The 15255-nt window shown below is 39.2% G+C and carries 15 protein-coding genes and 1 riboswitch; of the genes, 1 reads left to right on the forward strand and 14 read right to left on the reverse strand.

The genetic code is table 11. The features are described from left to right. Positions 1–2 precede the first annotated feature (2 nt). The 14 genes from purB to AC1F25_RS05210 all read right to left on the reverse strand — a co-directional run bounded on the left by purB (position 3) and on the right by AC1F25_RS05210 (position 13954). Positions 3–1298, reverse strand: coding sequence for an adenylosuccinate lyase (gene purB, locus AC1F25_RS05145; RefSeq protein WP_002306865.1), 1296 nt, complete (start codon positions 1296–1298; stop codon positions 3–5). Positions 1299–1310: 12 nt separating this feature from the next. Next, positions 1311–2435, reverse strand: a complete 1125-nt coding sequence (gene purK / locus AC1F25_RS05150) for a 5-(carboxyamino)imidazole ribonucleotide synthase (protein ID WP_002309493.1) — start codon at positions 2433–2435, stop codon at positions 1311–1313. Continuing rightward, complete coding sequence (gene purE / locus AC1F25_RS05155) at positions 2428–2916, reverse strand: 5-(carboxyamino)imidazole ribonucleotide mutase (RefSeq protein ID WP_002309494.1); 489 nt, start codon at positions 2914–2916, stop codon at positions 2428–2430. Before purE ends, purK begins: the two co-directional genes overlap by 8 nt. Positions 2917–3149: 233 nt before the next feature. Next, positions 3150–4457 carry a nucleobase:cation symporter-2 family protein gene (locus tag AC1F25_RS05160; RefSeq protein ID WP_002292241.1) on the reverse strand — a complete coding sequence of 436 codons (1308 nt, stop codon included), beginning with the start codon at positions 4455–4457 and terminating at the stop codon, positions 3150–3152. Between the two features lie 2 nt (positions 4458–4459). Then, the gene (locus AC1F25_RS05165; protein ID WP_002292242.1) at positions 4460–5041 is read right to left on the reverse strand and encodes a xanthine phosphoribosyltransferase; all 582 of its coding nucleotides are present in this window, start codon (positions 5039–5041) and stop codon (positions 4460–4462) included. A 114-nt stretch (positions 5042–5155) separates the two neighbouring features. Next, a riboswitch (purine riboswitch) is annotated at positions 5156–5253 on the reverse strand. Between the two features lie 356 nt (positions 5254–5609). Further along, positions 5610–6902: a Gfo/Idh/MocA family protein gene (locus AC1F25_RS05170; protein ID WP_002309496.1), complete on the reverse strand. Its 1293-nt coding sequence runs from the start codon at positions 6900–6902 to the stop codon at positions 5610–5612. Further along, positions 6899–7522, reverse strand: coding sequence for a hypothetical protein (locus AC1F25_RS05175; protein WP_002313849.1), 624 nt, complete (start codon positions 7520–7522; stop codon positions 6899–6901). The genes AC1F25_RS05170 and AC1F25_RS05175 overlap by 4 nt, the downstream gene beginning before the upstream one ends. Before the next feature lie 2 nt (positions 7523–7524). Continuing rightward, positions 7525–8361 carry a carbohydrate ABC transporter permease gene (locus tag AC1F25_RS05180; RefSeq protein WP_002292245.1) on the reverse strand — a complete coding sequence of 279 codons (837 nt, stop codon included), beginning with the start codon at positions 8359–8361 and terminating at the stop codon, positions 7525–7527. Between the two features lie 16 nt (positions 8362–8377). Further along, the gene (locus AC1F25_RS05185; RefSeq protein WP_002313850.1) at positions 8378–9265 is read right to left on the reverse strand and encodes a carbohydrate ABC transporter permease; all 888 of its coding nucleotides are present in this window, start codon (positions 9263–9265) and stop codon (positions 8378–8380) included. A 15-nt stretch (positions 9266–9280) separates the two neighbouring features. Further along, the gene (locus tag AC1F25_RS05190) at positions 9281–10567 is read right to left on the reverse strand and encodes an ABC transporter substrate-binding protein (protein WP_479994308.1); all 1287 of its coding nucleotides are present in this window, start codon (positions 10565–10567) and stop codon (positions 9281–9283) included. 675 nt (positions 10568–11242) lie between these two features. Then, positions 11243–11932 carry a beta/alpha barrel domain-containing protein gene (locus AC1F25_RS05195; protein ID WP_151668706.1) on the reverse strand — a complete coding sequence of 230 codons (690 nt, stop codon included), beginning with the start codon at positions 11930–11932 and terminating at the stop codon, positions 11243–11245. Between the two features lie 17 nt (positions 11933–11949). After that, positions 11950–12567: a glycoside hydrolase family 73 protein gene (locus AC1F25_RS05200; RefSeq protein ID WP_002309502.1), complete on the reverse strand. Its 618-nt coding sequence runs from the start codon at positions 12565–12567 to the stop codon at positions 11950–11952. Between the two features lie 9 nt (positions 12568–12576). Continuing rightward, on the reverse strand, positions 12577–13401 hold the full coding sequence (locus AC1F25_RS05205) for a M15 family metallopeptidase (RefSeq protein WP_002344160.1): 825 nt from the start codon (positions 13399–13401) through the stop codon (positions 12577–12579). Then, positions 13394–13954 (reverse strand): hypothetical protein, encoded by a 561-nt coding sequence (locus tag AC1F25_RS05210; RefSeq protein ID WP_479994309.1) that lies wholly within the window; start codon positions 13952–13954, stop codon positions 13394–13396. Before AC1F25_RS05210 ends, AC1F25_RS05205 begins: the two co-directional genes overlap by 8 nt. A 173-nt stretch (positions 13955–14127) precedes the next feature. On the opposite strand from AC1F25_RS05210, the gene AC1F25_RS05215 reads away from it, so the two are divergent. Beyond that, positions 14128–15084: a Gfo/Idh/MocA family protein gene (locus AC1F25_RS05215; protein WP_002319932.1), complete on the forward strand. Its 957-nt coding sequence runs from the start codon at positions 14128–14130 to the stop codon at positions 15082–15084. The last annotated feature ends 171 nt before the right edge of the window (positions 15085–15255 follow it).

Genomic DNA, 15255 nt, shown 5'->3' on the forward strand with positions numbered 1-15255 from the left:
CTTTATTCCAAACCTACTCGTTTGAATATCACGTCAACGTTTTTCAAATGATGATGATAATCAAAGGCATCGTCTATTTCTTCTTTAGATAAGACCGATGTGATGGTCGGATCTTCTTCTAACAGCGGGCGGAACTGAACTTGGTTGTCCCAAGCATACGCAGTTTTTGGCTGAACAAGATCATAAGCTTCTTCTCTTGTCATTCCCTTATCGATCAATTTCAGCATAACGCGTTGGCTATAAATCAAACCAAATGTTGCAGACATATTCCGCTTCATGTTTTCAGGAAAGACCGTTAGATTTTTAACGATATTGCCAAAACGATTTAACATGTAATTCAATAAAATCGTGGTATCAGGCAAGATGATTCGCTCTGCTGAAGAATGAGAAATATCTCTTTCATGCCATAATGTGACATTTTCATAGGCAGTGACCATGTGTCCGCGCACCACTCTGGCTAGACCAGCCATATTTTCTGAACCGATTGGATTCCTTTTGTGTGGCATAGCAGAAGAACCTTTTTGACCTTTCGCAAAAAACTCTTCTACTTCACGTGTTTCAGACTTTTGCAATCCGCGTATCTCTGTTGCAAAGCGTTCAATACTTGTAGCAATAAGCGCCATCGCTGAGAAATATTCAGCATGTAGATCCCGAGGGAGAACTTGAGTAGAGATTTCTTGCGGACGGATTCCCAATTGTTTACATACATACTCTTCAATAAATGGCGGGATATTTGCGAACGTCCCCACTGCTCCTGAGATTTTTCCTGCTTCTACTCCTTTTGCCGCATGTTCGAATCGTTCGATGTTCCGTTTCATTTCTGAATACCATGTGGCAAGTTTCAATCCAAAAGTAGTTGGTTCAGCATGGACACCGTGTGTTCGACCCATCATCACTGTATATTTGTGTTCTTTTGCTTTTTCGCCAATGATTTCTGTAAAACGTTTCAGGTCTTCCCGTAATATATCATTTGCTTGCTTGATGAGATAGCCATAAGCAGTATCTACGACATCCGTACTTGTTAGACCATAATGGACCCATTTTCTTTCTTCTCCCAATGTTTCAGAAACTGCTCGTGTAAAAGCAACGACATCATGGCGTGTTGATTTTTCGATTTCCAAGATCCGATCGATATCAAATGATGCATGTTCACGGATTTTTTTCACATCTTCTTGTGGGATTTCACCAAGTTCTGCCCAAGCTTCATCTGCTAAAATCTCGACTTCGAGCCACGCACGGTATTTGTTCTCTTCCGTCCAGATATTCCCCATTTCAGGGCGTGTATAACGTTCTAACATGTTTTTTCTCCTCTAATCCCAAATATTCGTTTGTTTGATTTCTTCCAGCGTTTGCTGGATGTCTTCTGTCAAGATAGTGATATGTCCCATCTTGCGACCTTTTTTCGCTTGTTTTTTTCCATAGAAATGGAATTGCCAGTCTGGCTTATTCTCAATCAAGCGATAGCTTTCCAACAGTTGTTCTCCCAAAACATTGACCATCACTGCATTGCTTGTCAGACGCACTTTTTCTCCTAATGGCCAGCCGCAAATACCTCGAATATGGGCATCGAACTGACTCATAGAACAAGCTTCGATAGAATAATGCCCAGAATTGTGAGGACGAGGGGCTAATTCATTCACATATAACCCGCCTGTTTTTGTTAAGAACATTTCTACCCCTAGAGCACCTGAAAGACTTACTGCTTCTGCAATCACACGGGCAATACGCTCAGCCTCCTCGATCACATCCTGATCAATCGCAGCTGGAGCAATCGTTTCGTGCAGAATGTTGTTTCGATGGATATTTTCCACGACCGGAAAAGTTGTGAAATCTCCTTGTCCATTTCCTGCTACCATGATCGAAATCTCTTTTTCAAATGGGATCCAAGCTTCTAAAACACAGGTTCCTTCTCTTAAAAGATCCATTGCAGGGGCCAAGTCTGCACGACTTTTCAAAACATACTGCCCCTTGCCATCATAACCGCCTCGAGTGGTTTTCAAAACGCAGGGATAACCGATCCCGTCAATCGCATCTTGGATATCTGTCGGACTGACGATCGTTGCATAAGGAGCAATCACGATGTTGTTCGTTTCCAAAAAAGATTTTTCCAATAGGCGGTCTTGCGTAATCGCAAGCAAGTCTGTCCCTTGAGGAATAAATGACATGGGTAAGATCGCATTTAGCGCCTCTACACTGACATTTTCAAATTCATAGGTAATGACATCTGTTCTTCTAGCAAGCTCTTTCAGCGCAAAGGTGTCATCATAGACACTTTCAATGTGCCAATCTGCAACTTGTGCGGCTGGACAATCACTTACAGGATCCAGCACACCTACTTTAAAGCCCATTTCTTTTGCACTAATCGCCATCATACGACCTAATTGACCGCCGCCGACGATCCCGATCGTTGAACCAGGCAACAAAGGTTTAACCAAGTTGATCACTACTTTCTATAACAGTTTTAGCCAACATTGAACGTCTTTCAGCCAATTTAGCCTCCAATTCTAAATCATACATGGAAAGCATCTGTATCGCAAGTAGTCCAGCATTAATTGCTCCAGCTTTTCCGATTGCCGTAGTAGCCACAGGCACGCCTCCAGGCATTTGAACAATCGACAGAAGCGAATCTAAACCATTTAATGTTCGTGATTGGACCGGTACGCCGATAACCGGCAAAGTTGTTTTTGCCGCAACCATCCCCGGTAGATGGGCGGCTCCACCTGCTCCTGCAATAATGATTTTGATTCCTTTTTCTCGAGCGCCTTGTGCATATTCAAACATCAAATCTGGTGTGCGATGAGCAGAAACGACTTTTTTTTCATAAGACACACCGAATTCTTCCAATATTTGACATGCTTCTTTCATTGTTTCCCAATCTGAAGTACTCCCCATGATCACAGAGATTTTTGCTGTCATTGTTTTTCCTCCCAGTTTTTCTACATCCATATTTTAACAATCGTATTTTTTGATGTCAAAGAAATTTCGAATATTGATAAAGAAAACCATTTTATTGTTCGTGTTTATCCAATACATAAAAAAGGACGTGACAAAAGTGATGTCACATCCTTTTTTTAGTATAAATGGTATTCAAACAGCTGACCCTCGATATTCACTCAAAACGCTGGTTTCGCAACTTTTCTTTTACTTCATTATTTTTTGAAGGCTTCTTCTACTATTTCTTCATCTTTTTTTAAACCATTAAAGATCAGATTCAATATGATAGCCGTAATACTACTCATTACGATGCCATTGCCAGTGAACATTTGCAATGTTTGAGGCATTTGACTGAATAGTGTCGGCGTAATATTGAAACCTAGCCCAAATCCAACAGAAACAGCAACAATCAATAGATTTTTATCATTACTGAAATCAACTTCCAACAGCATACGGATTCCTTGGACTGCCACCATCCCGAACATGACTAACATTCCTCCACCAAGTACCGGCTCAGGAATGATTTGTGCTAACGCACCAATTTTAGGGAATAATCCTAAAACAATCAAGAAGAACGCAGAGAAGTAAATAGGTTTTCTCGTTTTGATTCCCGAAAGTTGAACCAATCCGACATTTTGAGAAAAGCCTGTGTAAGGGAATGTATTGAAAATACCGCCTAAGATAACGGCAAGTCCTTCTGCACGATATCCTTTTTTCAATTCTTCTTCTCCAACATTCTTTCCAGTAATGTCCCCAAGCGCAAAATATACACCCGTTGATTCTACCATACTGACCATAGAAATGATGATCATCAGTAAAATCGACCATACATCAAAAGTTGGCTTACCAAAATAAAAGGGTTGTGGGACATGGAACAATGGTGCATCTCCAATCGCACTCAGATCGATCATTCCCATGAAAGCAGCTAAGATGCTTCCACCGACTAAACCAATCAATACCGCGATGGAACGAATGAACCCTTTTGCCAACATTTGCACACCTACAATGAGGAGAATCGTCACAAATGCAAGTAGTAGATTTGTTTTGTCACCAAAATCAGCCGCTGTTGCATTACCGCCACCCATTTTTTCAATTGCTACTGGAATCAATGTCAAACCAATAACGGTGATAACCGTTCCTGTTACTAAAGGCGGGAATAATTTCTTGATTTTAGAAAAGATACCTGAAACTAACACAACAAAGATACCTGAAGCGATAATAGATCCATAAATAGCTCCTACTCCTTCATTAGTTCCGATCAAGATCAGCGGAGCTACTGCTTGGATCGCACATCCTAAAACAACAGGCAAGCCAATTCCGAAAAATCGGTTAACGGTCAATTGCAATAATGTTGCTAATCCACACATAAAGATATCAATTGAAATCAAGTAAGTCATCTGTTCTTGATTAAAGCCTAGTCCTGTACCGATCAAAAGAGGCACCGCTACTGCTCCTGCATACATCGCTAACAGATGCTGCAGCCCTAAAACCGCGGCTTTTCCATTTTGTGTTTCTTTTTCCACGATTATGCGTCCTCCTCAAGAAACTCAACTTGTCCATTCGTCAAGGAAGCAATACGTGCAAGAGAAACGACTCTCAATCCCATTTCTTCAAGCAACTGACGTCCATCTTGGAAAGACTTTTCAATGACGATCCCAATTCCTTCTACTTGAGCTCCAGCTTGCTGGCATAATTCAATCAATCCTTTTGCCGCTTGTCCGTTTGCCAAGAAATCGTCAATAATCAATACTTTATCTTCTGAAGACAAGAATTTACGAGAAATAGAAATCGTACTTGTCACTTGTTTCGTAAAAGAATAAACAGAAGCCGTCAATAATTCTTCATCCATCGTCAAGCTTTTGGCTTTTCTGGCGAAGATCATTGGAACACCTAATTCTTTTGCAGCAAATAAAGCTGGTGCGATCCCAGAAGCTTCAATGGTCACAACTTTCGTGATTCCTTGTTCTTTAAATACTTCTGCAAACCGTTGCCCCATTTGTTCCATCAATACAGGGTCTACTTGGTGAGTGACGAAACTGTCGACTTTTAGTACGCCCTCGCCTAATATACGTCCGTCTTTTTGAATACGTTCAACTAATTCTTTCACTTTATTTGCTCCTTTATCATTTATTAATACCAAAAAACCGCTTTTGTGCAAAAACCTACTATGTTTCTGTTAAAGAAAAACACCCTCCACTTTATCATAAGAAAAGAAGGGTGAAATAGCCAATCTTTTACTTATAGTCCAGCATTTACGGTACTGGCTAGAAACTGTCATCCATATTATGACGATATATAAGTAGGTATGTAAAACTAATAATAGTGTAAAATCATTTTCTTGCAACTGTTTTGCACGTGAAGGCAGTTTGACATATTTGAATAAAGAATGTTGTTTCAAATATTGAAAATAGTCTAACACTACTTTCTGAAACTGACAACGTGGTTTACTTATTTTTTTGTAAAATCTAATGTTTTTTAATGCATTACTCTTTTTTGTTCGGGTTTAAATAGTTGTTTTTATTTTCACTTATCCAAAAATTCTATTTCACACAAAAAGGATTGTGAAAAAAAACGTGTCACAACCCCTTTTTCGAATAAATAGTGTTCCAAAGACAATCTACGGCAATAGCGCACAGATTTATAACGTACAGGAAATAATTTTCGTAAATTCCTTCTTATTCCTTGAAGTTGACAAGTTCGTCAATCGCCACTGCTTTTCCTGAAGCAATAGAGTGATTCGCTGCGATTCCTGTCAAAATCGACAGGATACCATCTACGTGAGTTGCTGCTCGATTCCACGGATCTTCTTCCTTTACTTCGCCAAATAGATCATCCAACAAACGTGGATCTCCTCCGCCATGTCCACCTGCTTCTTGTTCAACGATTACCTCATAGGGTTTACCGAACATCGGATAGACCTGGATGGACTGAAGAACGGCTGCTCCCTCATCTTTTTTATCTCCACCAGCGTTGATATAGGACTTTTCGATCACTTTCATTTCGATCCGTCCTTTGCTGCCATTAAAAGAAACATTGAATCCTTCCCACGGCATATACGCATTTAGCGAATACGTCAATATCGTACCGGTCTCGTATTTGACCGTCACTCCTAACGTATCTTCAATAGAAATATCATCGGAAAATACACTGCGATCACGAATGTATCCACTGTCTTCTTCTGCTTCCAAATACATTTCTCGTAATTCCTCATTGGCTGATAGATCTATAGCAAATGGATCATTTTTGGCTAGTTCGCTTCCATAGCATCGACTGTAAAATGTTTCTACTCCGCGTTTTTCCGCATTATGCATTCCATAAAAATTCAATCCACCAAATGCGAATACCTTTTTTGGCTGGCTACTCAACCAAAAGTTCACCAGATCAAAATGATGGGTAGATTTGTGCACGAGAAGTCCGCCACTATTGTGTTTATTTCGATGCCATCTTCTGAAATAATCTGCCCCGTGCTGCGTATTCAGCAACCATTCAAAGTGGATAGAGAAAACATCGCCGATTATGTCTTTTTCCAGCAGTTCCTTTATCTTCGTGTGATATGGCGCATAACGATAATTGAAAGTGACTCGCAGATTCCTTCCCGTTTGTTTTTGGACAGTTATTATTTCTTGCGCTTTTTCCTCATCAATAGTCAGAGGTTTTTCGCAAATAACATCATACCCTTTTCTCATTGCACGAATGATATAATCATGATGCGTTCGATCTACTGACGTGATAATGACTTCATCTGGCCGTACATCATCCAGTAGCTGTTCAAATTGCGATGGCATACATGTCTTTACTTTCTTCTGTCCATACTTATTCACAAGTACTCGATTTGCATAATCCATTCTTGTTTGAGACACATCACAAAAACCGACCAGTTCACAAGTTCGATGATACGTAGAGGCAATTGCCTCATAAAAAAAGCGCGCTCTTCCGCCAAGACCGACTTGTACATATTTTTTCTTCATTTGAACTCATTCTCCTTTTCTTTTAACCAGCATGCTGTGACAAACGGCAGTCCGGGATACAACAATGCAGTAAGTAACAGATCATATTGTATACACCAAAACAGCCCATACAAAAGACAAAAATACCACAGAAACCCTTTGACGTTTTTTGACAACAGCCAGATATTTCTTTTGATCAAATAAATAAGACTATCTGCTTTTTCTTCTTTGCAGACATCAATTAGCGTACTAAAAAAACCATGGGATACAAAAAGCAACAGACACAATAGAAAAGGAATCAGATACCAAGCATCAGCCTTTTCTATGAACAAATACCAATCAGCTGCAAAAATAAGAACGAACAGCTGAAACAACGCAACAATGAAACATGACCTTTTGATTTTTTCTTTCCGCCAACCTACCTTCCTTTCCGCCAAATAATGGGCAGATAGATAATAAGCAGGATACATCATCAAAAAATAAATCAGATAGACAACATGAGCAGAAAGCGTTAATCCTAAAGTGAAAAAACATCCTAGGAAAAAAGCAAAAAGACCATGACTGATAAGACTGGTTAAAAAAATCCGACAGAAATAGTAGTTGATCTTGTAAAGAAACATCTCCTCTATTGGCTTTTTCATCTTCAGCCTTTCAAGCCGCTTGTACTGATTCCTTGGACGAGATATTTATTGAAGAATAAGAAAATCAAAAAAACCGGCAGCAGAGACAGCGTAGACATCGCAAACATACTGGCGTAAGTCGTGCTAGATCCAGCATCTGCAAATAATTTGATGGCAATCGATACGGTATAAGATCTCGGCTTGTTCAAATAGATCAGCGGTCCCATAAAATCATCCCATTTCCAATAAAACTGGATAATGATCGTGGTGATGATCGAAGGTTTTAGCAAAGGAAAAATAATTTTGGTAAAGACACTATATTTGCTGCATCCGTCAATAATCGCAGATTCATCTAACTCTTTAGGGATGCCGACCATGAATTGCATGATCTGATAAATAAAAAATGCTTGTCCAAAAAAGTGCGGTAAAATCAGCGGCACATACGTACCAACCAAATTTAGCCGATTGTAAATAATAAACTGCGGAATCAAAATCACTTGTGCAGGAATCATCATCGTTACTAACATGACGACGAACCAAAACCTTTTTCCTTTGAAATCGATCCTCGATAATGCGTAAGCAATACAAGTCGAGCTCAGCACTGTCCCAATCGTTGATACCGCAGAAATGACAAACGAATTCTTAAAGAACGTGAAAAATGAGATTCCAGCAAAACCTGCCCATCCTTCTGCGTAATTTTCCCATCGAAAAGTTTCTGGAATCAAATTCAGTGAACCACTCAGAATCTCTTGATCCGTTTTAAAAGAACCTGCAATCATCCACAAGACTGGATAAATCATGACTAGACCTAATAGCAAAATAAACCCGTACTGGAACCATTTCATTACTGTTTTATTCATTTTTTCCTCCCCCCGTTCACACAACGACCCATTTTTTTGATGATTTAAAAATCAGAAAGGTGACAGCACCCATGATCAACAGCATGATCCACGAAATAGCACTAGCATACCCCATAGAATTAAAAGAGAATGCTTGGTTATACACATAAAGAGCATAAAAGTTCGTGGCATCATTCGGACCACCTTGGGTAATGATGAACGCTTGCGTGAAAGTCATAAACGCTGCAATCGTCTGCATGACTAAGTTATACAAAATGATTGGCGAAAGAAGAGGTAGCGTGATCTTGTAAAACGACTGCCATTTATTCGCTCCATCGATCTCTGCCGCTTCATAATACGAGGCTGGGATCTCTTTGATACCTGCAGCAAAGATGATCATTGCCGAACCGAATTGCCAAGCAGACATCAAAACAAGAGGGATCATGACCAATTTTTGATCGCCAAACCAGGAAAGTGCTGGTGCGCCTAGGCGTTCTAGAAAAATATTCACTAATCCATTTTTAGAAAATAATTCTCGCCACACTAGAGCAATAGAAATACTGCCGCCAATCAAACTAGGTACATAATACAAAGAACGAAAGAAAGTCGTCCCTTTGATATTTCTCGTTAAAAGATAAGCAATCAATAGACCAAAGATCAGTTTCACAGGCACAGAGGCGAATACATAGAGAAAAGTGACTCGGATGGAGTTCAAAAAACGAGCATCACTTAGCATTTTTATATAATTATCCAAGCCGATCCATGAGACTGGATTCCCCAGCCGATAATCGGTAAACGAATAATAAAGAGACAAGATCATCGGTATTACCGTTATCAATAGAAATCCTAGAATAAATGGAGAAGCAAATACGTAACCGACCACGTTATCTTGATTCATGAATCGTTTTAGTTTTTCTTTTTTCATGCTTTCCTCCTGTTACTATTCCAGAACGTTTGAAGCAAACTCATAAAAACTCTCTGCTGCTTCTTCTGCCGTCATTTCTTCATAGATAACTTTTTCTACTAAAAGATTGTATTGATCTTGGATTTCTGGATTTAAAGCGCTATCAAAAACATTTACTTCACCGTTGTCCATATCGGATATCATTTCTAAATAGTCGAATGTCGCTTGTAAAGTTGTATCATCTGTCTGAGCGAGTTGTTCTCGAATATTGGACATGATTGGTACACCGCGTTCTCCTTTTAAAATCTCATTGGCTTCTTCACTGTTTTGGAAGAAATCAATAAATTTAGCCGCTTCTTCTTTGTGTGCTGAATTTTTTGCCATACTCAGCATTTGCGAAGAACGTAATGGAATACCAGATTCTCCATCTGCTTTTCTGCGAGGAGGATTAATCAATCGAATTTCCATATCTTCAGGAGCGCCTGACAAAATTTCTGTCAACTGGTTACTTGATAGAAAAACCATCGCTGCTTCGCTATCTCTAACTGCCTGAAAAGACAGATCTGTCGTACTTGCAGCTCCACCACCCGGTTCTGGATGGGCACCTTTGTCTACCAGATTTTTACGCAGCTGGAAAAAATCTGTTAAATAATCCGGATTTTCGAATCCCAAACTGTTAGATAAATCCTCCTGATTATAAAAATTCAATCCTTTCTCAACTTGCGGTATTTGAATAATACAGCCAGCTATAAAATCTTCGAACCTTGAAATAGCATAAATCCCTAATTCTTCAGTAATTTGATAGCTGATTTGTTCAAATTCTTCCCATGTCCAATTGGAAGCAGGTTCAGGGATACCTAATTGTTCAAATATATTTTTATTGTAAGCAATCGCAAACGAGTTCACCCCGTTGGACAGTCCAACTAATTGCCCGTCGTAAATCGTCGTTGCCAAATAGGATTCATCCGCATTAGAAACATCAATTATCCCTTTTTCCACATATTCATCTAATGGTTCAATCTGATTGATGTATTGAGGAAATTGATTATTTAATTGAAAAATATCCCAGATATCATTTGATGCTGCTAGCGTACCTAATTTTGTGTAATATCCTTCATAATCATAGAATTCATACTCGATCGTCACATGAGGATTTTTTTCTTCGTAAAGCTCGATTACTTTTACCGTTGCATCGTGTCGAACTTGTGAACCCCACCAAGCCATGTTCAACGTAATTTTTTCGTCGTCCTCTTCTTTCCCACAAGCCGTCAAGAATAATAATATAACACTTAATGCTAAGATGATTCTCATTTTTTTCTTCATTTCCTACACCTCTACTTCCATTGACATTTTTCAATATACTGTATTCTTATACAGTATATATTTATAAAATCCTCTTTTTTAAAGGCGAATAAAAACCAAGGCTTGCCTTTTTGTTCTGCCTAGGATGAACAACTCAATACTTTCAAGGAAAATTAGATAGTGCTGATTTTTTTCCATTGCTACAAATGCTTCTTGCTTCAATGATGGGAGGATAATTGCGCAAAGAAAAAGGATATCAGACAACCGTCCAATATCCTTGACATAGCTAAATAAGCGTGCCACTCTGCGTATATTATTCCCTAAAAAATCAGAAAAAATAACTAGTAATTCTGTATGAAATTAGGTACAATATACACGTTGATGCACAAGCATTGACTATGGCAACTTGATTGGTCAGTTCCCGCTGACTTTTCAAGCCCCGGTGATTTAGCTGCTACTAAATTGCCGGGTGCCTTTTTTAGTTTTTATTCGTTTTTCATTCTATAGAAAGCGCTTCAATAAATCAAGACATTTTTTTGTTAGAATGCTAATAATAACAAAAGATTTTAACTATTCTTATGTACATTACAGATAAAAAAACAAAAAAATTTCTCTTTTTTTGAATTCTGAACAAATAGTACTGGAGTACAAAAGACGAGGAAGAGCCACTATCTGCTCTTCCTCGTCTTTTGATTCTCACCTGTTATTCATGATTCTTTTCTCAGTTTCCCGATATTTTTCCATTTTACGACTAAAAAGCTCTCCGCTACTTGGCGGCGTATACGTGATGGCATTTGCTCCTGCTTGAATGGTCTCAGCAATACTTTCTTCCGTTGGACCGCCTGTCGCAATGATAGGAAGTTCAGGATACTTTTTACGAAAATGACGTACTGCTTCTACAGTTTCTTTTCCCGCACTGATATTGATAATCGAAATACCAGCTGCTAACTTTTCATCAATTTCCGTATATTTCGATGTTACCGTACTGATAACTGGGATATCAACTACTCGACAAACTTCTTTCACTGTCTCTAAAGGCGTAGGACCATTCAAAACAACCCCTAAAGAACCTTGCGCTTCTGCAAACATGCTCATGTAAGAAGAACGAGCACCTTGTGTCAATCCGCCTCCTACACCGGAAAAAACTGGAATATCAGCTGCCTCAATGATACTTTTAGTAATTGCTGGATGTGGTGTAAAAGGATACACAGCAATTACTGCATTTGCATTTGTATTTCGTATGATTGCGATATCCGTAGTAAAGATGATCGAACGAATCAATTTTCCAAATATCTTGATCCCGCTTGCTTCTAAAATGATTTCCGGTACTCTTACGATATCTTTTCTCAATTCCGTCATGATTTCCGGCGTAAATTGTTCTGCCATCAGCCACTTCTCCTTTGCTATCTCCGGTCATACTGATTCAACTGGTACGTCTCGATGACCTGGATGATTTTTTGCGCATAACCGGGGTCTGTCGCATAACCTGCCTCTTGCAATGCTTGTGCGGCTTCCTGATAATTGGTGGCCGTAATCACTTTTTCATACAGTGCAGGATTCCAATCTACTCCTTGGACGAACAGTTGTGTATGGTCATCCATGGACTGTTCCCATGAATCATACACTTTGAAGTCTCCTTGGATAGTTATCCATTCTTCATTAACAAATTCCTTTGTTTCCAGGCTTACTTTCTTCTGATCCCCATAAGCCTTGATCCCGAAAAGATTATTGTATTTGCTAGCCAAGGTACTTTTTCCCCAATTCGATTCTAATATAGCTTGTCCTAAAATGATACTAGGAAGCACTCCATAACCATCTTGTAGTTCTTGGGCATGTGGAACAAGCCGTTCAATAAATTGCTGATGGGATTGCGCTTCATTTTCTTGCTGATTATCAGTAAAAGGAGAAGACAGATTCTTCAAGGAAAAAACAAAGGCTAGGAGTATCACTACTACACCGGCAACCACTGCTGGCCAACGGATGTTCTTGCGCTTTTGCTTTTTCCACTTTTTTTTCGCCATGATCAATTCCTACTTTTCATTTAATTCATTCAGATATTCTTCTAGCGTCAATTGGTGTTTGGTGATATACTCAGCATTTTCTTTACCGACATAACGTAAGTGCCAAGGTTCATATGTGATTTTAGTTATATCTTCGCGTCCTTTTGGATAACGAACGATAAATCCATACTGGGCAGCATTATCTGCGATCCATTTAGCTCCAGGCTGATCTCCGTAACTTGCATCCAATACAGTAGAAGGATAACTGTTGTACCAGTTTTGATCGACGACATCGACTGCCAGACCTGTGTGGTGTTCGCTGTATCCTGGCTCCGTAATCGTTTCTTTAGTGATTTTTGTCGCCTCCTCTTCTGATACACCTTGACGACTCATCACATCTTGGACATTTTGTTCGAAAACTTGTTGTTGGGATGATACAGACCGGTAAGCTGAGACCATAACTAACGGAAACCCAGCTGCTTCGGCAGCCTTAGCAAATGCTTCATATTCCGGAGCAATGCGTTTGTCGATCAAATATCCATTACTCAATGATGCCAATTGAGTAGACTCATCGATTTCTTTTTCTAATTTGTGATCTGGACCAACCAAAACTAGTTGCCAATCGTCTGTTTTAACATCTGGCAATTGTTTGGATGTACGATCTTGTGTTTCTTTGTCCTTTGCCTTGCTGCTTGTTGTTTGACTGTTCTTTTCTTTACTAGCAGTTGTTTTGGTGCTTGTTCGTTCTACCGTTTGATTGCCGGCTTGAACATGCGCGTCATCATCGCTAAAAATAACATAGCCCATTGCTGCGATCATAATCACAACTGCTCCAAATCCTAAAAATTTATTCACTTGAAAAATCCTTTCGTTGTTCTTCACGTTCCCCGTTCGTATCATGAACGTAAGTTTCTTCCAGATTTTCATTCACCCAATCAAGAAGTTCGATTTTTTCTCCTTCAATCTGTTTTTGAACATCTGCTGGCAAACGAAAATTCAAAATATCATCATAGCCCCATTCATCATATTGAATACTTACTTTCAAGTCAAGGTATCTACCAGCCTGCTGATTGTTTTTCAAAGGGATCAGATCGACTTTTGCTGCTTTGCTGCTTAGCCATTTTTGCGCGATACGTGTTTTAATTTGTTTATACTCTGCAACAGCAATATTTCGTTTCTCGGGAAAAATAATCGTTTGACGCAAAATCTTTTGCGTAAGCATCCATTCATAATCAGTGAAAAGATTTTTTACTTTCTGCATCGCTTCAGAAGGCAAATTTTTCTCGCCATCTTTCCATTTTTGCCATTGTTCTGGGCTGATCAGCAAGTATTCATCTAAAAAATTTTTTTCAGTTTCAAACTGTTCCAATAATACACTCATAATAAGATCAATATATACTTGATGCACGTTTATCCCCTCCTTTTAACTATTCTACTTAAGTTTTAGTCAAAAAGCACCTGTTAAATCGCTGCTTTCATTTTTTTTAATGTTTCAAGTCCTCTCTCCTTCATTCTTCGTGATTTTTGTTATAATAATAGACAGAAAAGAATCTCAATCTAACTATGAAGGAGCATTTTCAGATGAAAAAATATCAATGGGGAATCGTGGGTCTCGGTACCATCGCACATGAGTTTGCCGAAAGCTTCAATCAAGAGACAAGTGAACTAACAGCGGTTGCTTCCAGAACTTCAGAAAAAGCGGAAAAATTCGCACACCGTTACAATATTCCAAAAGCTTACGGAAGCTATCAAGAAATGTTAGACGATGCTGAAATCGACATCATATACATTGCTGTACCAAATAAACAGCATATCGACCATATCTTGGCAGCATTGGAAGCAGGCAAACACGTCTTATGCGAAAAAGCTATCACGATGAACAAAAAAGAACTAGCTGACGCTATGCGTTTAGCAGAAGAAAAGAATCTGATTTTAGCAGAAGCCATGACTATCTTCAACATGCCGCTTTATCAGCAATTACGTTCAATAATGGATACAGGAAAACTAGGGGCTTTAAAAATGATCCAAGCACCTTTCGGCAGTTATAAGGAACCAGATCCAGAAAACCGATTCTTCAATCCTGAATTAGCTGGTGGAGCTCTATTGGATATCGGTACGTATGCGGTATCTTTTGCTCGTTTCTTTTTGAGTTCTCAGCCTGAAGTAGTTGCCTCTACAATGGTCCCTTTTGAAACAGGCGTAGACGAGCAATCAGTCACTATTTTGCGCAACAAAGAAAATGAACTTGCTGCTGTCAGCTTGACTTTTCAGGCAAAAATGCCAAAAGTCGGGATCGTTGCCTTTGAAAACGGCTATGTGACGATTGCTGATTATCCTCGTGCGGATCGTGCGGAGATCCTATTTACAGACGGTACGAAGGAATTCATCGAAAGCGGAAGTACTTCTGAAGCCATGAATTACGAAATAAACAATATGGTACACATGATCGAAGGTGACTTGCCAAATCGTTCTCTCTTCTTGACAAAAGATGTCATCGACATCTTGGATCAAATGCAAGTTTTATGGCAAAATATGTAATTTTAAAAGGTCGTGAAAAAGCTGGTCTGCATCAAGTAATAAGAACAGCCAAACAAAAATAACTCCTCCTATTTTTCGTTTGGCTGGACTTATTCCAGTAGATGCAAGCTTGTTTACCAAGAGGTTGTGAGCCTGCCGTTCAGCTCCGAGTCACAAGGAGCAATTTCAAAA

The organism is Enterococcus sp. M-BR2 (assembly GCF_056612775.1).